The 22,569-nt window shown below is 74.8% G+C and carries 18 protein-coding genes; 11 read left to right on the top strand and 7 right to left on the bottom strand.

The genetic code is table 11. The features are described 5' to 3' along the window. Nucleotides 1-79: 79 nt before the first annotated feature. The 3 genes from ACFV57_RS15285 to ACFV57_RS15275 are packed head-to-tail and all read left to right on the top strand — an operon-like array spanning nucleotide 80 to nucleotide 2,024. Nucleotides 80-391, top strand: coding sequence for a hypothetical protein (locus ACFV57_RS15285; RefSeq protein ID WP_385230981.1), 312 nt, complete (start codon nucleotides 80-82; stop codon nucleotides 389-391). Next, on the top strand, nucleotides 391-1,347 hold the full coding sequence (locus tag ACFV57_RS15280; protein WP_385230978.1) for a WXG100 family type VII secretion target: 957 nt from the start codon (nucleotides 391-393) through the stop codon (nucleotides 1,345-1,347). The genes ACFV57_RS15285 and ACFV57_RS15280 overlap by 1 nt, the downstream gene beginning before the upstream one ends. Beyond that, nucleotides 1,344-2,024, top strand: coding sequence for a hypothetical protein (locus tag ACFV57_RS15275; RefSeq protein WP_385230975.1), 681 nt, complete (start codon nucleotides 1,344-1,346; stop codon nucleotides 2,022-2,024). Before ACFV57_RS15280 ends, ACFV57_RS15275 begins: the two co-directional genes overlap by 4 nt. Nucleotides 2,025-2,123: 99 nt before the next feature. On the opposite strand, the gene ACFV57_RS15270 is transcribed toward ACFV57_RS15275, so the two are convergent. Together ACFV57_RS15270 and ACFV57_RS15265 are read right to left on the bottom strand one after the other, a co-directional pair. After that, nucleotides 2,124-4,124, bottom strand: a complete 2,001-nt coding sequence (locus ACFV57_RS15270; RefSeq protein ID WP_385230972.1) for an exo-alpha-sialidase — start codon at nucleotides 4,122-4,124, stop codon at nucleotides 2,124-2,126. Between the two features lie 258 nt (nucleotides 4,125-4,382). After that, nucleotides 4,383-5,324 (bottom strand): zinc-binding alcohol dehydrogenase family protein, encoded by a 942-nt coding sequence (locus ACFV57_RS15265; RefSeq protein ID WP_385230969.1) that lies wholly within the window; start codon nucleotides 5,322-5,324, stop codon nucleotides 4,383-4,385. A 137-nt stretch (nucleotides 5,325-5,461) separates the two neighbouring features. On the opposite strand from ACFV57_RS15265, the gene ACFV57_RS15260 reads away from it, so the two are divergent. After that, the gene (locus ACFV57_RS15260) at nucleotides 5,462-5,950 is read left to right on the top strand and encodes a MarR family winged helix-turn-helix transcriptional regulator (RefSeq protein ID WP_385230966.1); all 489 of its coding nucleotides are present in this window, start codon (nucleotides 5,462-5,464) and stop codon (nucleotides 5,948-5,950) included. Nucleotides 5,951-6,041: 91 nt separating this feature from the next. On the opposite strand, the gene fdhD is transcribed toward ACFV57_RS15260, so the two are convergent. From fdhD to ACFV57_RS15245, 3 genes are all read right to left on the bottom strand, one after another. Continuing rightward, nucleotides 6,042-6,896 carry a formate dehydrogenase accessory sulfurtransferase FdhD gene (fdhD, locus tag ACFV57_RS15255; protein ID WP_385230963.1) on the bottom strand — a complete coding sequence of 285 codons (855 nt, stop codon included), beginning with the start codon at nucleotides 6,894-6,896 and terminating at the stop codon, nucleotides 6,042-6,044. 256 nt (nucleotides 6,897-7,152) lie between these two features. Continuing rightward, nucleotides 7,153-8,400 carry a monooxygenase gene (locus ACFV57_RS15250; protein ID WP_385230961.1) on the bottom strand — a complete coding sequence of 416 codons (1,248 nt, stop codon included), beginning with the start codon at nucleotides 8,398-8,400 and terminating at the stop codon, nucleotides 7,153-7,155. A gap of 61 nt (nucleotides 8,401-8,461) precedes the next feature. Then, the gene (locus ACFV57_RS15245) at nucleotides 8,462-9,790 is read right to left on the bottom strand and encodes an MFS transporter (protein WP_385230958.1); all 1,329 of its coding nucleotides are present in this window, start codon (nucleotides 9,788-9,790) and stop codon (nucleotides 8,462-8,464) included. A 108-nt stretch (nucleotides 9,791-9,898) separates the two neighbouring features. Here ACFV57_RS15245 and ACFV57_RS15240 point away from each other — a divergent pair, with 108 nt between their 5' ends. Next, nucleotides 9,899-10,351: a winged helix-turn-helix transcriptional regulator gene (locus ACFV57_RS15240; protein WP_385230955.1), complete on the top strand. Its 453-nt coding sequence runs from the start codon at nucleotides 9,899-9,901 to the stop codon at nucleotides 10,349-10,351. Between the two features lie 119 nt (nucleotides 10,352-10,470). Next, nucleotides 10,471-11,148, top strand: a complete 678-nt coding sequence (locus ACFV57_RS15235) for a GntR family transcriptional regulator (protein ID WP_385230952.1) — start codon at nucleotides 10,471-10,473, stop codon at nucleotides 11,146-11,148. A 76-nt stretch (nucleotides 11,149-11,224) separates the two neighbouring features. Here the strand turns inward: ACFV57_RS15235 and ACFV57_RS15230 are convergent, their stop codons facing one another. Further along, the gene (locus ACFV57_RS15230) at nucleotides 11,225-12,235 is read right to left on the bottom strand and encodes a hypothetical protein (RefSeq protein WP_385230949.1); all 1,011 of its coding nucleotides are present in this window, start codon (nucleotides 12,233-12,235) and stop codon (nucleotides 11,225-11,227) included. 382 nt (nucleotides 12,236-12,617) lie between these two features. On the opposite strand from ACFV57_RS15230, the gene ACFV57_RS15225 reads away from it, so the two are divergent. After that, complete coding sequence (locus ACFV57_RS15225; protein ID WP_385231212.1) at nucleotides 12,618-13,526, top strand: siderophore-interacting protein; 909 nt, start codon at nucleotides 12,618-12,620, stop codon at nucleotides 13,524-13,526. Here the strand turns inward: ACFV57_RS15225 and ACFV57_RS15220 are convergent. After that, nucleotides 13,432-16,947 (bottom strand): ATP-binding protein, encoded by a 3,516-nt coding sequence (locus ACFV57_RS15220; protein ID WP_385230946.1) that lies wholly within the window; start codon nucleotides 16,945-16,947, stop codon nucleotides 13,432-13,434. The genes ACFV57_RS15225 and ACFV57_RS15220 overlap by 95 nt on opposite strands. Before the next feature lie 205 nt (nucleotides 16,948-17,152). Here ACFV57_RS15220 and ACFV57_RS15215 point away from each other — a divergent pair, with 205 nt between their 5' ends. The 4 genes from ACFV57_RS15215 (at nucleotide 17,153) to ACFV57_RS15200 (ending at nucleotide 22,496) form a co-directional block, all read left to right on the top strand. Further along, nucleotides 17,153-18,334 carry an ROK family protein gene (locus tag ACFV57_RS15215; protein ID WP_385230943.1) on the top strand — a complete coding sequence of 394 codons (1,182 nt, stop codon included), beginning with the start codon at nucleotides 17,153-17,155 and terminating at the stop codon, nucleotides 18,332-18,334. A gap of 312 nt (nucleotides 18,335-18,646) precedes the next feature. Further along, nucleotides 18,647-20,290 (top strand): sugar ABC transporter ATP-binding protein, encoded by a 1,644-nt coding sequence (locus tag ACFV57_RS15210; protein WP_385231209.1) that lies wholly within the window; start codon nucleotides 18,647-18,649, stop codon nucleotides 20,288-20,290. Nucleotides 20,291-20,328: 38 nt separating this feature from the next. Next, nucleotides 20,329-21,405: an ABC transporter permease gene (locus tag ACFV57_RS15205; RefSeq protein WP_385231206.1), complete on the top strand. Its 1,077-nt coding sequence runs from the start codon at nucleotides 20,329-20,331 to the stop codon at nucleotides 21,403-21,405. Next, on the top strand, nucleotides 21,402-22,496 hold the full coding sequence (locus ACFV57_RS15200; protein ID WP_385230940.1) for a substrate-binding domain-containing protein: 1,095 nt from the start codon (nucleotides 21,402-21,404) through the stop codon (nucleotides 22,494-22,496). The genes ACFV57_RS15205 and ACFV57_RS15200 overlap by 4 nt, the downstream gene beginning before the upstream one ends. Nucleotides 22,497-22,569: the final 73 nt, after the last annotated feature.

Genomic DNA, 22,569 nt, shown 5'->3' with positions numbered 1-22,569 from the left:
CCGGCGATCCGGGTGTGCGTTGACGTACGCCCGGGGTTCGTGTGTCATGAGTTGGTAAAAGAATGGCAACGGGGGTCTCATGAGTCAGGGCACGAACGTCGAGAGCGACGCGCTGCGCACCTACGCGCGCGCCGCCGAGAGCGCGGCCGACCGGATCGCGAAGATCCGCAGTCGTACGGCGGCGCTGGATCTGTCGGACGGCACCTTCGGGCAGTTGCCGGAGGCCAACAGCCTGCGCGCCGACTACATCGAGCAGAAGACCCAGTCGGGTACGGACCTGGAGGACAGCGCGGAGATGCTGCGCACCATCGCCGAGGCGGTGCGCGGGTCCGCGGACAACTACGACGCCAACGAGGACGAGACGGCGCGCGGCTTCGGGGGCGGTGCCTGATGGGCGTCGGCCAGGCGGCCGGCAGCGCCCTGGACCGCGTCAACTACGTCCTGGACTGGAGCAATCCCCTCGCGTCCACCCTCGACGAGGTCATCAAGGGCGTCCTCAAACAGTGCGGCGCCGACGAGTGGTTCGACTGGGTCACCGGCGACAGCGAGCTGCTGGAGAAGACGGCCCAGGAGTGGCGGAGCGCGGCCCGTGACCTGCGGGGCGTCGTGGAGGACCTGGTCGCCGAGCGCAAGTCCGTCGAGCGGGTGTGGGAGAGCGAGGCCGCCCAGGGCTTCGGTAAGACCATGACCGACTTCGAGCAGGCGCTGCTCGGCGAGGCCGACGACATGGACACCGTCGCCGAGCTGCTGGAGATGGCGGGCGCCGCCTGCGTCATCGCCGAGCAGGCCATGACGGACCTGCTCGTCGAGATCGTCGAGGCCCTGATGGTCACCGCCGCGACCACGGCCATCCTGGCGGTGCTGACGGCGGGCGCGGCGGCGGCGATCGGCCCGATGGCGGGCGCGGCGAACGTGGCGTACCGGGCGGCCAAGGCGACCCGGATCGCGGCGAAGCTGGCCGACAAGCTCGCCGACATCGCCCGCCAGACCCAGGCTCTGGCCAAACTCTCCCGGCTGCGCCGGTATCTGCGCGGTCTCGACCGCGCGAAGATCAAGGAGTGGAAGGGCGCGAAGTGGAAGATCGCCGGGAGTCTGCGGCGCGGTGAGATGCCCGCGGCGAGCGACATCGCCCAGTACGTGGCGTGGAAGCAGGGCAAGAACCTCGCCAAGGGGATGCTCGGCGTCGATCCGGGCGGCGCGGTGACGGGGTCCGTCACCGAGAACGGCCCGGGGCTCGCGGAGGAGGCGTACGAGTACGGAAAGCGCCCGCCGTCGCAGAGCTTCGACGAGCGCATGGGGCAGAATCCCGACCAGGCCAAGAAGTCCGTGCGAGAGGCGTTCGGGTGAAGATCGGCGAAGTGCTCACGTCCTGGTCCGGCGTCAAGGCATGGCTGTCGCCGCCCGACCGGCACGCGCTCGCGCGCGAGGCCAGGGGGCGGGCGGCGGCGCTGCTGCCGCCGGCCGAGACGCTGGTGGACGGGCACACCGTCGAGCCGGGCGAGCGGGTCCCGGAACCCCCGGCGGCGCACCGGGCGGACGCCTTCGGCCGTCGGCCGTCGGCCGGTGACCGCCTGCTCGCCGGGGCGTGGCGCGCCGAGCAGCTGCTGGACCGGCTCAATCCGGTGAACGCGGCGGTGGACGCCCGGGACCGGCGGGGCGAGGACCGCGGCGCGCAGTGGCACGGTGGCTGGCAGAGCGCGGCCGGGCGGCTCGCGGCGGCCCTGCGCCCGCGTACCGAGGAGAAGTACCTGTCGGTGCTGCTGCTCACCGGGGGCGGGATGCACGTGGTGCGGGTGCAGCTCTCCTCGGACGGCAAGAAGGTCGCCGGCGCGGTCGAGCACGCCTACGCCGCCGCCCGCCAGGACATCACCTGGCTGCGGGACCGCAAGGACGTGCGGCACGGCACGCACGAGATCGGCTTCGCCGACGGCTCGTGGGTGACGGTGTTCTTCCCGCTCGGCGGCTGGGGCACGCTCGTGGAGGCGTTCCCGAACCGGCTGCGGCACACCGACCCGATCGCCTGAGCGTCCGCTCCGGGCGTCCGGTGCGGCGCGGAGCGGGCCGGTGCGCCACGACCGGTCCGCTCCGCGGGCGCCGCCGGACGCCCGGGGTGTGACGGCCTGTCAGTCCTCCTCGTCCACACGGTCCAGCGGCAGGTCCAGGACGACGGGACCGGGGACGCGCGCGTTGTCCCGGCGTACGCGCGCCAGCTCGTCGTCGTCCAACGCCCGCCCGTAGACCCGCACTTCGTCCAGGTCGCCGGAGAGCTGGACGCGGCTGTCCACCTTCTGTCCCGCGTGGACACCGAAGACCGAGTTGCGGCTCACGGAGCCCGGCACGTCCGGGACCGTGCGGGTCTCGGTGCCGTCGACGGTGAGAGCCAGCCGGCCGCCGGTGCGCCGCAGGGCCAGGTGGTGCCATTGGCCGTCGTTGTACGCCGCGGTGGCGGCGACCTCGGCGGTGGCGGGCGGCCGGGCGCCGTCGAGCGCGGTGAGCAGGGCGGCGACCCGGTTGCGGGCGGGATCGCCGCGCAGCGCCACCTGCGGGCTGCGGGTGCCCACTCCGCCCATCCACAGGAAGGGCTGTTCGCCGGAGGCGGCGCGGTAGCGGAACCAGAGGCTGCACGTGAAATCGCCGTCGCCGAGGGGGAGCGAGCGGCGGAAGGGCAGCCGTACGGCGTCGTCCCGGCCGTCGAAGGAGAGTCCGTCGCCGAAGCGCCCCGGGACCGGCCGGGCACCGCCCAGGACGAGCGCGGGCCGGGCGTGCCGTGCGCGGTCGGGCGTCGTCGGGTCGGGGGCGCGGCGCGGGCCGAGCCAGTCGTCGGTGAAGCGCGCGAAGCGGATCTCGTCGCGGGCGTCGGCCGCGCCGCCCTCGTACAGCAGTCCGGTCACGCCGGGGGAGACGGGCACCAGGTCCGAGTAGCCGGACCAGTCGGTGGTGACCCGGGCACCGCGCTCCACTCCTTCCCAGGTGCGGCCCTCGTCGTACGAGGAGCGGACGGTCATCGTGCGGCGGCGGTCGGGGTCGGCGGGCGCGGCGAAGAGCGTACGGCCCGGCCCGCGGGCGTCCCGTGGGGGCAGCCGCAGCACGGAGCCCTGCACCATCGGCGCGTACAGGCCGGGCAGGGCGCCGAAGGGCCGGGCGAAGGACGCGCCGCCGTCGTGGCTGACGGCGGCCGTGCGGTGGCCGAGGTCCGTGCCGTCCTGCTCGCGCCCGTTGACGTACACCGAGCCGTCGGAGCGTTCCAGCAGGCTCATCTCGGACGGCTTCTGACGGAAGGTGCCGTCGGCGGCGGTCGGGTAGCTGTCCACGGCGCCGACCCGCCAGGTGTCGCCGCCGTCGTCGCTGAGCATCAGCGCCGCGTGGTTGGCCGTTATCCGGCCGCCGCCGTAGCTCTCGGCGTTGACGGTGAAGACGAGCCGTCCGGCGTGCCGTCCCCGGGCGAGCTGGATGCCGTGCACGGGCCCGGTCGCGTACCAGGAGTTCCAGCCGGCGGGCCGCAGTTCGGCGGTCAGGTCGCGTGGCGTGGACCAGGTGGCGCCGTCGTCGTCGCTGTACTGGAGGTGCGGGGTGCGGTCGCAGGGCACGTCGCAGTTCCCGGCGTCGGGGCGGCCCTTGTTGTAGGTCTCGGCGAGGAGGATGCGGCCGGTCTCGCGGTCGACGACGGGGGCGGGGTTGCCGTGCGTGTCGCCGCCGCCCTCGTTGACGACCTGGAGGGGGCCCCAGGTGCGGCCGCCGTCGGTGGAGCGTTTCAGTACGAGGTCTATGTCGCCGGCGTCGCCGCAGTTGTTCACCCGGCCTTCGGCGAAGGCGAGCAGGGTGCCGTCGGCGGACCGTACGACGGCCGGGATGCGGAAGCACGCGTAACCGTGTTCCTGCGACGCCTTGAACAGCACCTGCTGCTCGAAGCCGGTGGCGGGGGGAGAGGCGGCGGGGCGGGCCTGGGCGGTGGCCACCGGGACCAGGACGGCCGCCGCCGTGGCGAGCGCGGCCAGCGGGCGGACCCGCCGCCGGGAGCCCTGGTCGGGGCGGCCCCGGCCGGGGCCGGGGTCTCTTTCGGGGCCGCCGGTTCCGGTGGCGGGTCTGCTCCGGTGGTTGTCGTGTGCGCGGGGTGGTGACGTCATGATCCGACCTGCCCTTCGAGGCATCGGCGAGGCGTCGGAGGAGGAAGTGAGCGGGATGAGCCTGGGGGAAGCGGCACACGTCATGACATCCCACGTCCTACGTAGGATGTCCCATGTCCCGCCTCCGGTGCGCAGGAAGCTACTGGGCCCCCGGCACTGTCACAAGCCACGCGCGGCGCTTCTTCGCGCCCGGCCGGATTTCCCCCGTGCGGAGCACGCCGGGCACATCCGTACGGGCCGCCAGGCGGGGAAGGCGGTTCAGGCGAGCAGGACGACCTTGCCGAGGTTGCCGCGCGCCTCGATGATCTCGTGGGCGCGCGCGGCCTCGGCCAGCGGAATCCGCGCGTGCACGGCGGCCCGCAGGCGGCCGGCGAAGAAGTGCTCCCACAGCTCGGCGCCGTGCCGCTCGTACAGCTCCGGGCGGGTGGCGGCGAACCGCGCCATCGTGAGCCCGGTGACCGTCTTGGCGCCCGCGAGCAGGTCGTGGGCGGGGACCGTGCCGCCGCCCGAGTTGAAGAACACCAGCCGCCCGCCCGGCGCGAGGGCCGCCACCGCACGCGGCAGCAGGTCCCCGCCGACGCCGTCGAGGACGATGTCGGCGGGCTCGCCCCAGCACCCGTCCTCGTACGTCACGACCTCGTCCGCGCCGAGCCCGTACAGGAAGTCCGCCTTGCCGGCGGAGCCGACGGCCGCCACCACGCGCGGCACGCCCCGCAGTTTGGCCAGCTGTACCGCCAGGTGCCCGGTGGCGCTGGCCGCGCCCGTGATCAGGACCGACTCCGGGCCCACGGGGGCCGCGGTGGCCAGCGCGGCGAGCGCGACCTGCCCGCCGCGGACCAGTGCGACGGCGTCCACGCTGGTCGCGCCGTCCGGTATCCGGGAGGCCAGCGCGGCGGGCACGGTGGCCGCCTCGGCGTACGAGCCGGTGAAGGAGAGCCCGGTGACGCGGTCGCCGATCGCGAAGCCGGTGACGTCCGGCCCCAGGCCGGTGACCGCTCCGGCGACCTCGCCGCCGAGCACGGCGGGCAGCGGGGTGCCGCCGCCCTTGCCGTCGCCGCGCGTGCGGCGCACGGACGGCAGGCTCACGCCGATGGCCTCCGTACGGACCAGCAACTCGCCGGGGCCGGGCTCGGGGGCCTCGGCCTCCTCGACCCGCAGGACTTCCGGGCCGCCGTACGCGTGGAAGCGGACTCGCCGCATGGGCACCTCCGAGGGGGAGCGGGCGTGGCCGCACGCCACGCGCAGGGGCGGTTTCCGGACATCCGGAAACCGTTGGGTGGCCCAACGGTAGCAGTCTTCGTTGGTCGCCCCAATGGTTTTCCGGATAGGCTCCTCCCATGGCAGAGACTCCCTACGCGCCCGCCCGCATCCGCGCCCTCCCCAGCTGGCTCCTCGGCCGGGCGGCCGCCCGCGGCCACCGCCTGGTCGCGGAGGCGCTGGCCGAGGAGGGCATGCGGATGATGCACCACGCCGTGCTGTCGGCCGTCGGTGAACTGGGGCCCGTCTCCCAGGCGGAACTGGGCCGCAGCGTGGGCATCGACCCCAAGGACATGGTCGCGGTCGTCAACGACCTGCAGGCCGACGGGCTGGTGACCCGCACTCCCGACCCCAGGGACCGGCGCAAGAACGCCATCGAGATCTCCGCTTCCGGGGAGCGCCGGCTGCGCCGTACGGAGCGGCTGGGCGACCGGGCGAACGCGGAGCTGACCGCGGGCCTCACCCCCGCGGAACGCGAACAGCTGATGGCGCTGCTCGCGCGCGTCGTGGAACCGGGGGCAGGGTCGGGGCCCGGGGCGAGGCCTGGAGCCGGGGCGGCAACGGACTGACGGCCCGGCCGCCGTGCCGCGCCGCCGTCGGGCTCAGCCGCCCCTTCCGTGACCCGTCGCCGCCGGGCTCAGCCGCCCCCGTGACCCGCCGTCAGATCCGGCCCGCCTCCGCGCCCAGCGCGAGCCGCTCCTCGCCCGCGTACACGTTCATCGACGTACCCCGCAGGAATCCCACCAGCGTCAGCCCGCTCTCGACGGCCAGGTCGACGGCGAGGGAGGACGGCGCGGAGACGGCGGCGAGGGTGGGGATGCCCGCCATGACCGCCTTCTGGACGAGTTCGAACGACGCCCGGCCGGAGACCATCAGGACGGTGTCGCGCAGCGGCAGCCGCCCGTCCTGGAGGGCGCGGCCGACGACCTTGTCGACGGCGTTGTGGCGGCCCACGTCCTCGCGTACGTCGAGCAGCGCGCCGTCGGTGTCGAAGAGCGCGGCGGCGTGCAGCCCGCCGGTCCGGTCGAACACGCGCTGCGCGGCCCGCAGCCGGCCGGGGAGGGCGGACAGGGCCGCGGGAGTGAGGCGGGCCGCGGCGTCGGCGGGCGGGTCCAGGGGCCAGCGGGCAGACGTGCGGACCGCGTCCAGGCTGGCCTTGCCACACAGGCCGCAGGACGACGTCGTGTAGACGTTGCGCTCCAGGGTGATGTCCGGGACGGGGACGCCGGGCGCGAGCTGGACGTCCACCACGTTGTACGTGTTCGAGCCGTCCTCGGTGGCGCCCGCGCAGTACACGATGTTCGCCAGCTCCCCGGCGGCACCGAGCACGCCCTCGCTGACGAGGAAGCCCGCGGCCAGCGCGAAGTCGTCGCCAGGGGTGCGCATCGTGATGGCGAGCGGCCGGCCGCCGAGGCGGATCTCCAGCGGCTCCTCGCCGACGAGGGTGTCCGGGCGTGTGCTCACGGCTCCGTCGCGGATGCGGATGACGCGGCGTCGCTCGGTGACCCGTCCCATGTCTGATCAGTCCCGTCCGTCCATGGTGTGCCGGCCCGTGGTGGCGGGCCGGCCTCGGCGGTTCCATTGTCCGGTACGCGTTCGGGCGCTTGTACGGTGCCCGGATTCCGCCGTACGGGCATTCGGTGTGCGGCGCGGACGGCAACGGCGCCGGGGGACGGCCCGGACGCCGGCGGCGGCCCTCGGTACGGCTCTCACCCCGGCCGTACGCCGTGGAGCCGTGTCGGTTCCGTGGCGGAACCGGACCCGCGGGCCGCTACCGCTCCGCCACGCGGGCGGGACCGAGCTCGTCCGCCAGCGCGCGCCCGCCGAACGCGCTTGCGCTGGCGCCCGCCCACAGCGCGTCCAGCTGTGCCTGGCCCACCGTCCGCCAGTCCGGGCTGCGCAGGACCAGGCAATCGCCCAGACGGCGGCCGAGTTCCATCATCGTGGTGCCCGCCGGGCCGCGCGCGGCGTCGTACGCGGCGGCCGCTTCCGGCCAGGTGTCGGCACCGGCACAGGCCGCCTCCAGCGCGGTGGCGTCCTGGAGGGCCTTCACCGCGCCGCCACCGGTGTGCGGACGGGCCACGGTGGCCGCGTCACCGGTGAGCAGCAGACGGCTCGTGGCGTAGTGCGGCGCCGTGAAGTCGTACAGGGGCTGGATGAACAGCTCCTCGGGCCGCGTCAGCCGGAGCAGTTCGCCCCAGAAAGGCGGCAGGAGTTCGCCGGTGATCTGCGCGAAGCGGGCGTGCAGCGCCTCGCCCAGGGTGCCGGGCGGCAGGCTGGTGGGGGTGTCCAGCCGGAGGTCCGCCTCCGGGGGCGGCGCGGCGTACAGCACCCAGTTGGCGCGGTGGCCGCCGGTGCCGTCCGGGATGCGGTAGATCACGGCATGGCCGCCGGGGAACACGGCGAAGACACAGTCCTCGACCGGCCACGCCGTACCCGGGTCCGGGGCGAGCGCGTCCAGCCGCGCGGCGGGGAAGGCGCCGCGCCAGGCGAGGTACCCCGCGTACTCGGGCCGGGTGGCGGGGAAGGCGGCGGCGCGGACCACGGAGCGGTAGCCGTCCGCGCCGATGACCAGGTCGGCGGGGTGGACGGTGCCGTCTTCGAGGTGCACCGACGCGCCGTCGGCCGAGGCCTCGACCGTACGGACCGGGCTGTCCCCGCGGAACACCGCGCTCGCGGGCATCCGGGCGCGCAGCTCGCGCCAGAGCGGCCCCCAGCTGTACGTACGGAACGGGAAGGGCAGTTGGCCCACCGGCCGGCCGAGCCGTGCGGTGCCGTCGCGCGTGTACCAGCGGCGGCGGGACAGCTGAATCCAGGGCATGTCGGCGTCCATGTAGCCGGCCGACGCCAGTTCGGCGTAGCGGTCGTTGTGCACGGCCAGTCCGGCGCCGCGGTCCGCCAGCGCGCCCGCGGCCCGTTCGTACACCGTGATCTCAGCCGCGCCGCCCCGGTGTGCGGCGAGTGCGGCGGCGCATCCGGCGACGCTCCCGCCCACGACGGCGACCGTTCCTCCACGCATCGGCGACCCGCTTCTCTCTGCGGCTCCGCAGGGGGCCGCGGTGCTCGGGAATGGTGCAGGCTCACGTAGTCTCGCAGGAGTTGCCGCAGTCCGGGGCGGCGTGGCGGGGGTCGTGTCGGGTGAGCGCCCACAGTACGAGCCCGAGGCAGCTGAACGCGGCCCCCAGTGCGCATACGGCGCCCCAGCCGGCCACGGTGTAGAGGGAGGTCGCGGCGAGGGCACCGGTGGCGCTGCCGATCGAGTAGAAGACCATGTACCCGCCGATCAGCCGGCTGCCCGCGTCCGGGCGCAGCGCGTAGATCAGGGTCTGGTTGGTGACGTGGACCGCCTGTACGGCGAGGTCGAGCAGGACCACCCCGACGGCCAGGGCCCAGAGCGAGCTGCGGGTGAAGGCCAGGGGCAGCCACGAGGCGGCGAGCAGCGCCAGGGCGATGCCGGTGGTCCGCCGGGAGAGTCCGCGGTCGTTCAGGCGGCCCGCCGCGGTGGCGGCCAGCGCGCCGGCGACGCCGACCAGCCCCAGAGCCCCGATCGCGGTGTGGGACCAGTGGTACGGGGCCTCGCTGAGCGGCAGGGCGACGCTGCTCCACAGGGTGCTGAAGGCGGCGAAGACCAGCAGGCCGAACAGGGCCCGGAGCCGCAGCAGCGGTTCCCGTGCGAACAGGGTGACGGTGGAGCGCAGGAGCTGTCCGTAGCGCAGGGTTGTGGGCGCAGTGCCGCGGTGGCGCGGCAGCACCCGGTACAGGATCAGGGCGAGCAGCGCGGTGACCGACGCCGAGGCGAGGTAGACGGAGCGCCAGCCCGCGAGGTCGGCCAGGAGGCCGGATACGGTGCGGGCGAGCAGGATTCCGATGACCACGCCGCTGGTCACCGTGCCGACGACCCGTCCGCGTCCGGCGGGAGGAGCCAGCGAGGCCGCGAAGGCCACCAGCGTCTGTGTGACGACCGCCAGCAGCCCCGTGGCGGCCATGCCCGCGAGCAGCGTCGCGGCCGTACGGGCGGTGGCCACCACGGCCAGTGCCGCCACCAGCAGCAGCAACTGGGCCACGACGAGCCGTCGGCGGCCGGTCACGTCGCCCAGCGGCACCAGGAAGAAGAGCCCCAGCCCGTATCCGACGTGCGTGAGGGTGACCACGCTGCCGACCGGCGCCGGGCCCATGGCGACATCGTGACCCATGGTCACCAGGAGCGGCTGGGAGAAGTAGACGTTGGCCACCGAGGCCCCGCAGGCGATGGCGAACAGCAGGACGAGGCCGCGGGACGGGACGGACGCGGAACCGTTTCCGCTCGGGGTTTCGGTCCGGGAATCGCTCCGGGCTTCGGTTCGGGACCGGCTCCGGGCTTCGGTCCGGGATTCGCTCCGTCGTGTCACGGTCTCGCCGTCGCCGGGCATCGGCACCCCTCCGCATGTCTGGTTGCAACTTGCTACCAGTGGCGAAGGTAGCCGCCCTTGGTAGCATGTTGCAACCGTTCATGAGGGCGAGGAGGCCGGTGGGACGCCATGGTGACCAGGACACGATTCGACGACAGCGAATGTCCCGTCGCCCGGTCGGTGGACGCGATCGGCGACTGGTGGTCCCTGCTGATCGTGCGGGACGCCTTCGACGGAAGCCGGCGCTTCGGGGAGTTCCAGCGGAGCCTCGGCGTCGCGAAGAACATCCTCACCGCGCGTCTGCGCACCCTCGTCGCCGGCGGCGTCCTCGAAACCGTCCCGGCCTCGGACGGCAGCGCCTACCGCGAGTACGTGCCGACTCCGAAGGGAGAGGCGCTCTTCCCCGTCATCGTGGCGCTGCGGCAGTGGGGCGAGCAGAACTTCTTCGCCCCCGACGAGCCGCACTCGCAGCTGGTCGACCGCCGGCAGGGGCAGCGCCTGCGCGCACTGGAAGTGCGGTCCGCGGACGGGCGACGGCTGAACCCGGCCGACACCACGGTTCACAAGGTCTCCGAGCAGTGATCCGGGCCCGTGGCGGCGGGTTCGATCAGTAGACTGTAGACGATAGGCAATCGGTCGTCCGCGGGGCCGCGCGCACGCGCGCGAACGGGAGGCGTCCGCGTCCACGGAGGGGTAACTCGATGCTGTCCACAGGGCTGCCGCAGGGCGCCGTGCCGAAGCTGGAACGCCCCGGACCGCTGCGCGAGCGCGTCTACGAAGCGCTCCTCGAACTGATCACCACGCGCACGCTGCGCCCCGGCCAGCACCTGGTCGAGAGCGAGCTCGCGGGCCACCTCGGGGTCTCCCGGCAGCCGGTCCGCGAGGCGCTCCAGCGCCTCAACACGGAGGGCTGGGTCGATCTGCGCCCGGCGCAGGGCGCGTTCGTGCACGAACCCACCGAGGAGGAGGCCGACCAGCTGTTCACCGTGCGCACCCTTCTGGAGGCGGAGGCCGCCCGGCTCGCCGCCGCCAACGCCGGACCGGCCGGTGTCGCGGAGCTGGAAGCGCTGTGCGACAAGGGCGAACAGGCGGTACGGGACGACGCGGTGGAGACCGCGGTCGCCACGAACGCGGAGTTCCACGCCAAGGTGATGGCCCTGGCCGGCAACGCCGTACTGGCGGATCTGGCGGCGCAGGTCGGGCGACGGGTGCGCTGGTACTACACACCCGTCGCCCGGCAGCGCGGCAAGCAGTCCTGGACCGAGCACCGCGAGCTGATCGCCGCGATCGCGGACCGGGACGAGGCGCGGGCGACCGCGGTCATGCGGGCCCACACCGAGCACACCCGGCGCACGTACCACGAGCGCGACCGGGACTGAGGCCACGCGGGCCGCTCCGGCCGGGGCCGGCACGACCGGCACCGGCCGCGGCGCGGCGCGCGGGTCCTTCGTCCGGTCAGTCGGCCGCGATCGCGTTGATGGGGTCCACCGCCACGTCGTTCTCCCGCATGGGGTCCGCGTCGGTTGCCGGGCTCGGTGCGACAGCCGGTGTCTGGCCCTGCGCGGTGCCGGTGGCCGGGCGCTGCGGGGTGCCGGCCACCGGGCGCTCCGCGGTTCCGGTGGTCTGCTTGCGCGGGTTGTGGGCGGTCTGCTGCTTCTGCGGGGCGGCGCCGGGCGACTGCTTCTGGGGGGCGGCACCCGTCGTCTGCTTCTGCGGTGTGTCCGACGTCTGCTTCTGCGGGGCAGTACCGGTGGTCTGCTTCTGGGGGGCGGGGGACTGCTGCTGTGCGGCGCCGGTCCCCGGGGACGCGCTGCCGGTCTGCTGCGTGGCGAGCCGGGCCGTCCCCTCCCCGTCGAACACCCGCTGGCCCGCGGTGAGCGGCGAACGCCCGTGGAAGGCGCCGCGGAAGGCGCCGACGCCGCGCTCGGTGAGGGTGAGGGCGAGCTGGGCCCGTACCTGGCCTCCGGCCGTCTTGACCCGGTTCGGGTCCACCCGGAAGGCCAGGAAGTCGGTCCGGCGCGCCTTGGAGCCGCCCACGTTGCCGGTGACGCGCGAGGTGGCGAGTTCGCCCCGCAGCGCGTCGATCTTCAGGTGGCGCCGGTCCTTGCGTACGAAGTCGAAGCCGCCGGCGAAGGCGAGGTGCCCGGAGGTGAAGCGGGTGCCGACCGCGCCGCCGGAGACCGGCGCGGACACACACCGGCGCGCGGCCGGTCCGGTGAGCTTGGCCGGGGCGACCGCGGTGAGGCGGATGCCGGCCTTGGTGAGGGCGCGGGTGGCGCCGGGGGTGAGGCAGAAGTCGGCGGTGCCGCCGCTCACCCGCACCGTGGGCTCCCGGGGGGCCTGGGGCGCGGTGGCGTGTGCGGGGGAGACGGCGAGGGCGGCTCCGGCGCCCAGTGCGGCGGCGAGGGCCAGGGCGCTCGCGGAGGCGATGGGCAGCAGTCGGTGGCGGTCCGTGGGCTGGGGCATGGTGTGGTGATCCGTTCTCGTGCGGGACGGTCCGCGGCCGGCGGCACCGGACGCGGGCGGCGCGGGCTCTTTCTGTCAGCAGACGTATTGACGGCGGAGCGCCTGCTGTGACGGCCGTGCGGGCGAATCACCCGGATAGCTGGGGCCGCGGCGGGCCCGGCGTACGTCGGCGGCCGGGCCGGTCCGTTCCTGTACGGCGCGTGCAGGCGGGCTGTAGGCGGCGTGTAGGAAGCGGCTGCGACGGTCGTGCCACTGTCCCGCACAGCGCGTACGGGACCTCGCGCGCTGTGCCGCCCACACGCGCCCCGGCCCGTACGGCCGCGGCCCCGCCCACGGAGACGTGATGCAGCAGCAGACGACACAGACACAGCAGGCAGCACGGATGCGGCAGACATCGCAGCCGATGTCCCTGCCCGTCCGGTACATCCAGGTCACCGCGGTCCGGCGGCTCTCACCGCACATGGTCCGCGTCACCTTCGGCGGTGCCGGCCTCGCCGGTTTCCGTCTCGACGGGCCGGACCAGCAGGTGAAGCTGTACTTCCCCAAGCGCGGACGGAGCGCCCCGCGGCTCCCGGAGCCGTCCGCCGACGGTGACCTGACGCGGTGGTACCAGGCGTTCCAGGCGATCCCCGAGGACGAGCGGCCGTGGATGCGCAGCTACACCGTCCGCGCACACCACCCGGAGGACGACACGATCGACATCGACTTCGTGCTGCACGGCACGGACCCGGCGAGCGGTACGACAAGCAGTACGACGAGCGGCCCGGCGACCCGCTGGGCGCGCACCGCCGCGCCGGGCGACACGCTCGGCATGTTCGGCCCCTCGGCGTACTTCGCCCGCCCCGTCCCCCTCGGCACGGCCGACTGGACGCTCCTCGCCGGGGACGAGACCGCGCTGCCGGCCATCGGCACCCTGGCCGAGTGGCTGCCCGAAGGGGCCCGCGCGGTGGCGTACGTCGAGGTCGCGGACGCGGCGGAGGAGCAGGCCTTCGACACCCGCGCGGACCTGACCGTGCACTGGCTGCACCGCGCACCGGGCCCGGCCGCGCCCGGCGAACTGCTGGTCGAGGCGGTGCGCGGGGCCCGCTTCCCCGCCGGGTCGGTCTTCGCCTGGCTCGCCGGGGAAGCGGGCACCGTACGCGCGCTGCGCCGGCATCTGGTCCACGACCGGGGCCTGGACAAGCGGGCCGTCGACTTCACCGGCTACTGGCGCCGGGCCCTGTCCCAGGACGACGCGCCGACGGAGGAGGACCTGGCGGAGGCGCGGGAGCGGCTGGCCGACGCGGAGTAAGGCGGGTGCCCTCGTCCGGACCGCCGGGCCGGACGAGGGCGGCGGCCTCCTCCACGGAGAGGCCGCCGCCCTCGGCGTAGGCGCTCTCGTACGCCTCGGTCTCCAGCGCCGCCCGCAGCGCCTCCTCGGCCCGCAGCCGGACCCCGGCCTCCACCGCGGGCGGCAGCGGCTGGAAACCGAGGCCCTCGGAGGCGGGCGCGTGCCGGTCGTACGCGCCGAGCAGGCGCGCACCGTCCCCGGCCGCCCCCAGGTGCGCCATCGTCCAGGCCGCGACCAGGAACTGATGGGTGACCAGGTAGGGGGCGACCAGGTGCGCGAGGCCGTCGAGCTGCCCGACGGCCCGGCGGATGTGCTCGCGGGCGCCCGCGAAATCACCGTCGAGACAGTCCAGCCAGCCACGGAGGCCGGTCACCATGCCAGGGAAGAGGGCCGGTGTGCCAGTGGTGAACGCCTGCTCGGCCTCGTGCAGCTGCTCCCGGGCGGGGCCGGTGCGCCCGGTCCGGCCGTAGTGCCGGGCCAGCAGCAGCCGCGCCGTGCTCAGCGTCTCGCCGGAGGACGTACGGGACTCGGCCACGGCCTCCAGCAGCAGCCGCTCGGCCTCGCGCACCCGGAGCGAGAGGGGCGGCCCGGCCTCCGCGGCCCCGTCCCCGCCGGCCCCGCCGACTGCACCGTCCCCGGCATCCCCGCCGTACGTGCCTTCCAGCCGTACGGCGGCCAGCCGCGCCTTGAACTCCGGTACCTGCGCGTGCGCGCCGATCCGCGCGGAACAGCTCATGGCACGCTCGAAATCGGCGTCCGCCTGCGCGTACAGCCCGCGCCGCTCGTACGTCCCGCCGCGCGCGGACAGGGACTCGGCGATGCCCCACAGGTCCCCGGCGGCCTCGAAGAGCGTCAGGGCCTCCTCGGCGTCGCGCGCGGAGCGCTCCAGTTCGGCGGGCCGGTTGTCGAGCAGCTTGGTGCGCAGCAGCAGCGCCAGCCCCAGGTCCCAGCCGTCGCCCAGCTCCCGGCAGTGCCGCACCACGGCGTCCACGGTCTCGTCGAGCCCCGTGAAACCGCCGGTCATCAGCCGGGCGAAGAACCACATGACGCCCGGCTGCCGCCCCGTCTGCGGCAGCCCCGGACGGTAGGCGGCCACGACCGGCTCCAGGCGCACCGGCCCGGACGGCCCGGCCTGCTCGGTGCTGCTCGCCAGCAGCAGCAGCCGCACCCCGCGCCGGGCTTCCCACAGCCGTTCCCCGCTCCACGGCGGGGCGAGCGCCGTGCACCGCTCCGCCAGCGGCCCGGCAGGCCGTACGGGGTCCGCGAAGGGGTCGGGGCCGATGCCCGAGACCGCGGCGGACCAGTGCCGGGCGTCCGCCTGGTGGTTGCGCAGCTGCCAGAACCAGCTCATGGACAGCGCCAGGCACAGCGCTTCCTGCTCCTCCGCGCGCGCCACCGCTGTGCGCAGCGCGGCCCGCACGTTGTCGTGCTCGGTCTCGAAGCGCTCCAGCCAGTGCGCCTGCCCGGGCCCGCGCAGCTCCGGTTCGCCGGTGCGGGCCAGTTCCCGGTACGCCGTCAGGTGCCGCCGTTCGACGGCCGCCCGCTCACCGGACTCCGTCAGCCGCTCCCCGGCGTACTCGGCGACCGTTTCGAGCAGCCGGTAGCGCATCCCGCGCGGGCTCTCCGGTGCCGCGGTGACCAGTGACTTGTCGACGAGGGAGGTGAGGGCGTCCAGGACGTCGGCGGGCGCGCTCGGGCCGTCGGCCGGTGCCGGGGCGGCGCACACGCTCTCCGCCTGTGCCACCTCGCAGCCCCCGGAGAAGACGGACAGCCGGCGCAGCACCGCGCGCTCGTCCGCCGTGAGCAGGTCCCAGGACCAGTCCACCACCGCGCGCAGCGTCTGCTGCCGGGGCAGCGCGGTCCGGCTGCCGCCGTTCAGGAGCCGGAACCGGTCGTCCAGCCGTTCCGCGATCTGCCGTGGGGTCAGTGCCCGCAGCCGTGCCGCCGCCAGTTCGACGGCGAGCGGCAGTCCGTCGAGCCTGCGGCAGATCTCCGCGCACGCGGCCGGATCGTCCTCCGTACGGAACCCGGGGCGCGCGGCGGCGCCCCGCTCGGCCAGCAACCGGAGCGCGGCCCGCGGCGGCAGCGGCTCGACGGGGTGCAGGAACTCGCCCGGGACGGCGAGCGGTTCGCGGCTGGTGGCCAGCACCGTCACGCCCGGACAGCCGGCCAGCACGGTGTGCGCCAGCTCGGCCGCCGCGCCGATCACGTGCTCGCAGTTGTCGAGCACCAGCAGCATCCGCCGCCGGCCGCAGTGCTCGACCAGTTGGGCGAGGGGAGTCGCGGGGCCTCCGGGGGCGTGCAGGTCGTCGGCGCCGGGCCTGCGTACCTGGGTCGTCCGGCCGCCTAGTGCGGTCAGTACGGCCTCGGGCACGCTCGCCTCGTCCCGTACGGAGGCCAGTTCGGCGACGCGGACGCCGTCGGGCCAGTGCCCGGCCCGTGCGTCGGCGGTGTCCGCGGCCTCCAGGGCCAGGCGGGTCTTGCCGACGCCGCCCGTGCCCAGCAGCGTAACGAGTCGCTGTGCGGTCAACTCGGCGCGCAGGTCGCCGAGTTCGCCGGAGCGGCCCACGAAGGAGGTGAGGCGGGCGCGGAGGGTTCCGTGCGGTGGGGGAGAGGAGGGGGCCGGGGCGGCGGACGGTTCCGGGGCCCCGGCCAGCAGGCGGGCGTGCAGGGCGCGCAGTTCGGCGCCCGGGTCCGCGCCCAGCCGCTCCGCGAGCCCGGCCCGTACCTCCTCGTACGCCTGCAACGCCTCCGCCTGCCGCCCCGACGCCGACAGCGCCCGGATGCGCAGCGCCTGCAGCGGCTCGTCCAGCGGCTCCGCCGCGGCCAGTGCGGCCAGTTCGGCGAGCGTGCCGGACGCCCGGCCCACCGCCACCTCGGCCGCCAGCCGGGCGCGGCGCGCCTCGCCGAGCCGCCGCTCGGCCCGAACGGCGAGCGGCTCGCCGTCCCGGCCCGGCAGATCCGCCAGCGCGGGGCCGTGCCACAGTGCCAGCGCCTCGTCCAGCAGGTCCGCCGCGGCCGCGTGATCGCCCGCGCGCAGTGCGGCGGTCCCCTCCGCCGTCAGCCGCTCGAAGCGGAAGAGGTCGACGGCGTCCGGCCCGGCGGCCAGCCCGTATCCGCCGGGGGAGGAGGTGACCGCCGGCCCGCCGAGGGCCCGGCGCAGCCTGCCCACCAGGGCCTGGAGCGCCGCCGGGGCGTCCGCGGGCGGCTCCTCGTCCTCGCCCCACACCTGGGCGATCAGCTGCGCCGCCGGTACCGGACGCCCGCCGCCCGCCGCGAGCGCCACCAGCAGGGCGCGCAGCCGCGCCCCCTTCAGGGGCACCTCGGTGCCGTCGGGGCGGCGCGCCTGTGCGGCGCCGAGAACGCGGTAGCGGTAGGTCACCGGTCCATTCTCCCCGGGTCTCCCTGGGGCGGTGACCGGTGAGTGCCACCGGCTTTGTCCTCGGACAGGAGAAAGTCCCCCCCGATACCGTCCATACTTCTTCCCCGCCCGGACAAGCGCTGCTACGTTCCCCTCGAAAGCTCCGGCAGCGCTCGGTGCCGGACCGCGTACGGCCGAGAACGGCTGGAGGGGTGGCGTGAGGCGCATGACGGCGAGGCCGGCCAACGCGCACCAGGCGCGGCTCCTGCGCCTGCTGCGCGACCACGGCCCCAACTCCCGTGCCCAGCTCGGCGACCAGGTCGACCTGTCCCGCTCGAAACTGGCGGTGGAGGTGGACCGGCTGCTGGAGACCGGGCTGGTCGTCGCCGACGGCCTCGCCGCCTCCCGCGGCGGCCGCCGCTCGCACAACGTCCGGCTCGCGCCCTCGCTGCGTTTCCTGGGCATCGACATCGGCGCCACCTCGGTCGATGTCGCCGTCACCAACGCCGAGTTGGAGGTGCTGGGCCAGCTGACGCAGCCGGTCGACGTCCGCGAGGGGCCGGTCGCCGTCTTCGAGCAGGCCCTCGCGCTGGCGGGCAAGCTGAAGGCGAGCGGGGTGGCCGAGCGGTTCGACGGCGCGGGCATCGGCGTGCCGGGGCCGGTCCGCTTCCCCGAAGGCGTACCGGTGGCGCCGCCGATCATGCCGGGCTGGGACGGGTTTCCCGTACGGGAGGCACTCGGCCAGGAACTGGGCTGCCCCGTCATGGTCGACAACGACGTCAACCTGATGGCGGTGGGGGAGCAGCACGCGGGTGTCGCCCGCACCGTGCGGGACTTCCTCTTCGTCAAGATCGGTACGGGCATCGGCTGCGGCATCGTCGTCGGCGGCGAGGTCTACCGCGGTACGACGGGCAGCGCCGGCGACATCGGCCACATCCAGGTCGAACCGGACGGCCGCCCCTGCGCCTGCGGCAACCGCGGCTGCCTGGAGGCGTACTTCGGCGGCGCCGCCCTCGCGCGCGACGCACAGGCCGCCGCGCGCGAGGGGGCCTCGCCGGAGCTGGCGGCGCGGCTGACGGCGCACGGCTCGCTCGGCGCACCCGACGTGGCCGCCGCTGCCGCCTCCGGCGACCCCGTCGCGCTGGACCTGATCCGGTCCGGCGGCACCCGCACCGGCCAGGTCATCGCCGGACTCGTCAGCTTCTTCAATCCGGGGCTGGTGGTGATCGGGGGCGGTGTCACCGGCCTCGGCCACACCCTGCTCGCCGCGATCCGCACCCAGGTCTACCGCCAGTCGCTGCCGCTGGCGACGAACAACCTGCCCATCGTGCTCGGGGAGCTGGGGCAGGTGGCCGGCGTCACCGGCGCCGCCCGCCTCATCAGCGACCACCTCTTCTCGCCCGCCTGACGCGCCGTCCGCCACCCGGCTCACGCGCGCGTCGGCCGATGGTACGGGCGGCCCCGAGCACGCCGTACGCCGTACGTCCGTAGCGCCGTACCCGCGTCCCTGCACAGCCCGCACCGCATCGCGCCACACAGCACTCCACCGCACTGCGCCCCACCGGGCCGCATCGCACCGCGCCACCCACCGTCCGGCCGTTCACCGACGTCGTCGAGGAGGCTGCACGCCATGGCACCAGAGCACCATCCCGGACCACCGGCCCCGGCCGCCCCGGGACCCTCGTCCGGCCCGCCGGGCCCCGGTGACCCCCTGCTGGCCATGCACGGCATCACCAAGTCCTTCCCCGGCGTGCGGGCCCTGGACGGCGTCGACCTCGACGTGGCGGCCGGGGAGACGCACTGCCTCCTCGGCCAGAACGGCGCCGGGAAATCCACCCTGATCAAGGTGCTGGCCGGCGTCCACCGGCCCGACGCGGGAGAGATCCGCTGGCAGGGACGGCCGGTCGTCCTGAAGTCCCCGGCCGCCGCCATGCGGCTCGGCATCGCCACCATCTACCAGGAACTCGACCTGGTGGAACACCTGTCGGTGGCCGAGAACGTCTTCCTCGGCCACGAGCGGGCCACCGGCGGCTTCGTCCGCTCCCGCGCGGCGCGGGCCGCGACCGCCGGGCTCCTCGGCCGCCTCGGCCACCCCGAGATCGACCCGGGCGCGCCCGTCGGCTCGCTCTCCGCCGCCGGGCAGCAGATCGCCTCCATGGCGCGCGCCCTGTCCCACGACGTCCGGCTGATCGTCATGGACGAGCCGTCCGCCGCCCTCGACCCGGACGAGGTCGGCAACCTCTTCCGCACCGTCGCCGACCTGACCGGCGCGGGTGTCGCGGTCGTGTACATCTCGCACCGGCTGGAGGAGATCCGCGAGGTCGGCGACCGCGTCACCGTCCTCAAGGACGGCCGGACCGCGGCGCGCGGGCTGGACGCGCGGACGACGCCCACGCGGGACATCGTCACCCTGATGACCGGGCGCACCGTCGGACACACCTTTCCCGCACGGCGCGCCACCGCCACCGCCCCGGACCGCGCCGCCGCCCCGGACCGCGCCGCCGGCCGGGACCGAGACACTGCCGCCGTCCCGGCCCGCGGCGCCACCGCCCCGTACGCGGCCCCTGCCCGCACCCCCGTCCTCGGCGTCCGACGTCTCGCCCGGCGCGGCGAGTTCGCGCCGCTGGACTTCGATCTGTACCCGGGCGAGATCCTCGGGCTCGCCGGACTCGTCGGGTCCGGCCGTTCGGAGATCCTGGAGACGGTCTTCGGCGCCCGCCGTCCCACCGGTGGCCGGGTCCTCGTCGACCGGCGTCCGCTGCGTCCCGGCAGCGTGCCCGCCGCGGTACGCGCGGGGCTCGGCCTCGCCCCCGAGGAGCGCAAGTCGCAGGCCCTGCTGCTCCTGGAGACCGTCAGCCGCAACGTCTCGGTCTCCTCGCTGCCGCGCTTCTCCCGCGCCGGCTGGCTGGACCGCGCGGCGGAACGTTCCGCCACCCGTGCCGCCACCCAGGACCTGTCACTGCTGCCCGACGACCCGGACCGGCCGGTACGGACCTTGTCGGGCGGCAACCAGCAGAAGGCCGTGCTGGCCCGCTGGCTGCTGCGCGGCTGCCGGGTGCTGCTGCTGGACGAACCGACCCGCGGTGTGGACGTCGGTGCCCGCGCCGAGCTGTACGCGCTGGTCCGGCGGCTCGCCGACGACGGGATGGCGGTGCTGCTGGTGTCCAGCGAGATCCCCGAAGTGCTGGGCCTGGCCGACCGGGTGCTCGTCCTGCGCGAGGGCCGGGTCGTCCACGAGGACAGCGCGGCGGCGCTGGACGAGCACCGGGTGCTCGACCTCGTCATGGCGGGGAGCGCCCTCGGAGATGCCCGGAGTGCCGGGCGGGCCGAAAGCGCCGACACACCGCGAGGAGACCGACCGTGAGCACCTCCGAAGAGAACGTGGGCACCTCCGATGAGAACGTGAGCACCTCCGAAGACCAGGCGCCCCGCCGCCCCGGACCGCCGGGCACCGCCCGTACCCCGGCGCCGGACCAGCCCGCGGTACCGCCGTCGCCCGGCCCGTGGCCGTCCGGCGGGCCCGGTCCGGGTTCGCGTGGGGTGCTGCGCCGACGGGCCGACGTACGCAGCCTCTCGCTGCTCGGCGTGCTCGCCGCGCTGGTGGCCGTCGGCGCCCTCACCCGCCCCGAGCAGTTCCTGAGCGTGCAGAACCTGCAACTGGTGCTCACCCAGGCGTCGGTGATCGGCGTGGTGACCGTCGGCGTCACCTTCGTGATCATCGGGGGCGGGATCGACCTGTCCGTCGGCGCGATGGTCGCGCTCGCCACCGTCTGGGCGACGACGGTGGCCACGCAGGAGTACGGACTCGGCGGCATCCTGCTCTGCACCCTGCTCGTCGGCCTCGGCTGCGGGCTGGTCAACGGGCTGCTGGTCGCCTTCGGCGGCATGGTGCCGTTCATCGCCACGCTCGCCATGCTCGCCGCGGCCCGCGGCCTCGCCCTCCAGATCAGCGCGGGCGGCACCCAGATCGTGTCGGTCGCGTCCGTACTGGACCTGGGCCGCCGCGACGCCTATGTCCTCGGCGTCCCGCCGATCGTGCTGGTCTTCGCCGCCGTCACCGTCACCGGCCGGCTGCTGCTGAACCGTACGACCTTCGGGCGGCGCACCGTGGCCGTCGGCGGCAACCCGGAGGCGGCGCGGCTGGCGGGCATCGACGTACGGCGGCAGCGGCTGCTCCTCTATCTGCTGTCCGGACTGTGCTGCGGCATCGCGGCCTTCCTGCTGATCGTGCTGACCGGGTCCGGCCAGAACACCAACGGCAACCTCTACGAACTCGACGCCATCGCCGCCGCGATCATCGGCGGCACCCTGCTCAGCGGCGGCCGGGGCACCGTCACCGGCTCGGTGCTCGGCGTCCTCGTCTTCACCACGATCACCAACCTGTTCGCCCTGAACAACCTGGAGACCGCCGTCCAGCAGATCGCCAAGGGCGCGATCATCGTCGTCGCCGTACTGGTACAGAAGGGACACAAGCCATGACCGACAGAACGCCGGACCCGTACGGCACGACGGCGGACCCCACGTCCCACCGGGGCGGCAGCCGCCGGGGCCTGCTCTTCGGCGCGGCGGCCGTCTCGGCCGGCGCCCTCCTCACCGCCTGTACGAGCAACCGGCGCGGCGACGCGGCCGACGGCGGCGCGCAGCGGCAGGCGGGCGGCGTGGACGACAGGCCCGGCAAGAAGGTCACCATCGGCTTCGCCGGACCGCAGGCCGACCACGGCTGGCTCAACGCCATCAACCAGAACGCCAGGAGCCGCGCCAGGCGCTACAAGGACGTCACCCTCGACATCACCGAGGGCTCCAACGACACCGCCCAGCAGATCGGGCAGATCGAGACCCTCATCAACAAGAAGGTCGACGTGCTGGTGATCCTCCCGGCCGACGGCAAGGCCCTCACCCAGGCCGGGCTGAAGGCCATGCGGGCCGGCATCCCCGTCGTCAACCTCGACCGCGTCTTCGCCTCCCCGCAGGCGTACCGCTGCTGGATCGGCGGCGACAACTACGGAATGGGCCTGAACGCCGGGCGCTACATCGGCGAGCAGCTCAAGGACCGGCCCCGCGCGACGGTCGTCGAACTGGCCGGCACCGACACCCTCGAACTGACCCGGGACCGCACCAGGGGCTTCGACGACGCCCTGCGGAACTACCCCAACATCCGCAAGGTCGGGCGGCAGGCCGCCGAGTTCACCGTGGAGTCGGGACAGGCGAAGATGGCCGGGCTGCTCCAGGCGCACCCCTCCTTCGACGCGCTGTGGAACCACGACGACGACCAGGGCGTGGGCGCCGAACGCGCCATCGAGCAGGCCGGGCGCGACGGCTTCCTGATGGTCGGCGGCGCCGGCTCCCGCCGCGTCATGGAGACCATCAAGGCCGGCCGCTCGGTGCTGAAGGCCACGGTCCTCTACCCGCCGACCATGTCGGCCTCCGCCATCGACCTGGCCCGCGCCCTCGCCCAGGGCCGGGGCATCTCCGGCACCGCCGAACACGAGATCCCCGCCTCCGTGACCCTCTACTCCGCCGTCGTCACCAAGGACAACGTCGACGACCACCTCCCCACCGGCTTCAGCTGACCTCCCCCTCGCGCAGTTCCCCGGAAGACCGCCGACCACGGCCGACCGACGAGGTGACGCATGGATGACCACG

This window comes from Streptomyces sp. NPDC059788 (assembly GCF_042732265.1).
Classification (GTDB): domain Bacteria; phylum Actinomycetota; class Actinomycetes; order Streptomycetales; family Streptomycetaceae; genus Streptomyces.
This window is presented reverse-complemented; position numbering and strand designations above follow the sequence as displayed.

What these genes read in the sequence shown, in the direction of transcription:
- ACFV57_RS15250 (WP_385230961.1), bottom strand. Translation starts at nt 8,400, where the DNA reads ATGCGTGGAGGAACGGTCGCCGTCGTGGGCGGGAGCGTCGCCGGATGC.
- ACFV57_RS15265 (WP_385230969.1), bottom strand. Translation starts at nt 5,324, where the DNA reads ATGCGGCGAGTCCGCTTCCACGCGTACGGCGGCCCGGAAGTCCTGCGG.
- ACFV57_RS15285 (WP_385230981.1), top strand. Translation starts at nt 80, where the DNA reads ATGAGTCAGGGCACGAACGTCGAGAGCGACGCGCTGCGCACCTACGCG.
- ACFV57_RS15245 (WP_385230958.1), bottom strand. Translation starts at nt 9,790, where the DNA reads ATGCCCGGCGACGGCGAGACCGTGACACGACGGAGCGAATCCCGGACC.
- ACFV57_RS15270 (WP_385230972.1), bottom strand. Translation starts at nt 4,124, where the DNA reads ATGACGTCACCACCCCGCGCACACGACAACCACCGGAGCAGACCCGCC.
- ACFV57_RS15235 (WP_385230952.1), top strand. Translation starts at nt 10,471, where the DNA reads ATGCTGTCCACAGGGCTGCCGCAGGGCGCCGTGCCGAAGCTGGAACGC.
- ACFV57_RS15280 (WP_385230978.1), top strand. Translation starts at nt 391, where the DNA reads ATGGGCGTCGGCCAGGCGGCCGGCAGCGCCCTGGACCGCGTCAACTAC.
- ACFV57_RS15210 (WP_385231209.1), top strand. Translation starts at nt 18,647, where the DNA reads ATGCACGGCATCACCAAGTCCTTCCCCGGCGTGCGGGCCCTGGACGGC.
- ACFV57_RS15215 (WP_385230943.1), top strand. Translation starts at nt 17,153, where the DNA reads ATGACGGCGAGGCCGGCCAACGCGCACCAGGCGCGGCTCCTGCGCCTG.
- ACFV57_RS15225 (WP_385231212.1), top strand. Translation starts at nt 12,618, where the DNA reads ATGCGGCAGACATCGCAGCCGATGTCCCTGCCCGTCCGGTACATCCAG.
- ACFV57_RS15260 (WP_385230966.1), top strand. Translation starts at nt 5,462, where the DNA reads ATGGCAGAGACTCCCTACGCGCCCGCCCGCATCCGCGCCCTCCCCAGC.
- ACFV57_RS15230 (WP_385230949.1), bottom strand. Translation starts at nt 12,235, where the DNA reads ATGCCCCAGCCCACGGACCGCCACCGACTGCTGCCCATCGCCTCCGCG.
- ACFV57_RS15200 (WP_385230940.1), top strand. Translation starts at nt 21,402, where the DNA reads ATGACCGACAGAACGCCGGACCCGTACGGCACGACGGCGGACCCCACG.
- fdhD (WP_385230963.1), bottom strand. Translation starts at nt 6,896, where the DNA reads ATGGGACGGGTCACCGAGCGACGCCGCGTCATCCGCATCCGCGACGGA.
- ACFV57_RS15240 (WP_385230955.1), top strand. Translation starts at nt 9,899, where the DNA reads ATGGTGACCAGGACACGATTCGACGACAGCGAATGTCCCGTCGCCCGG.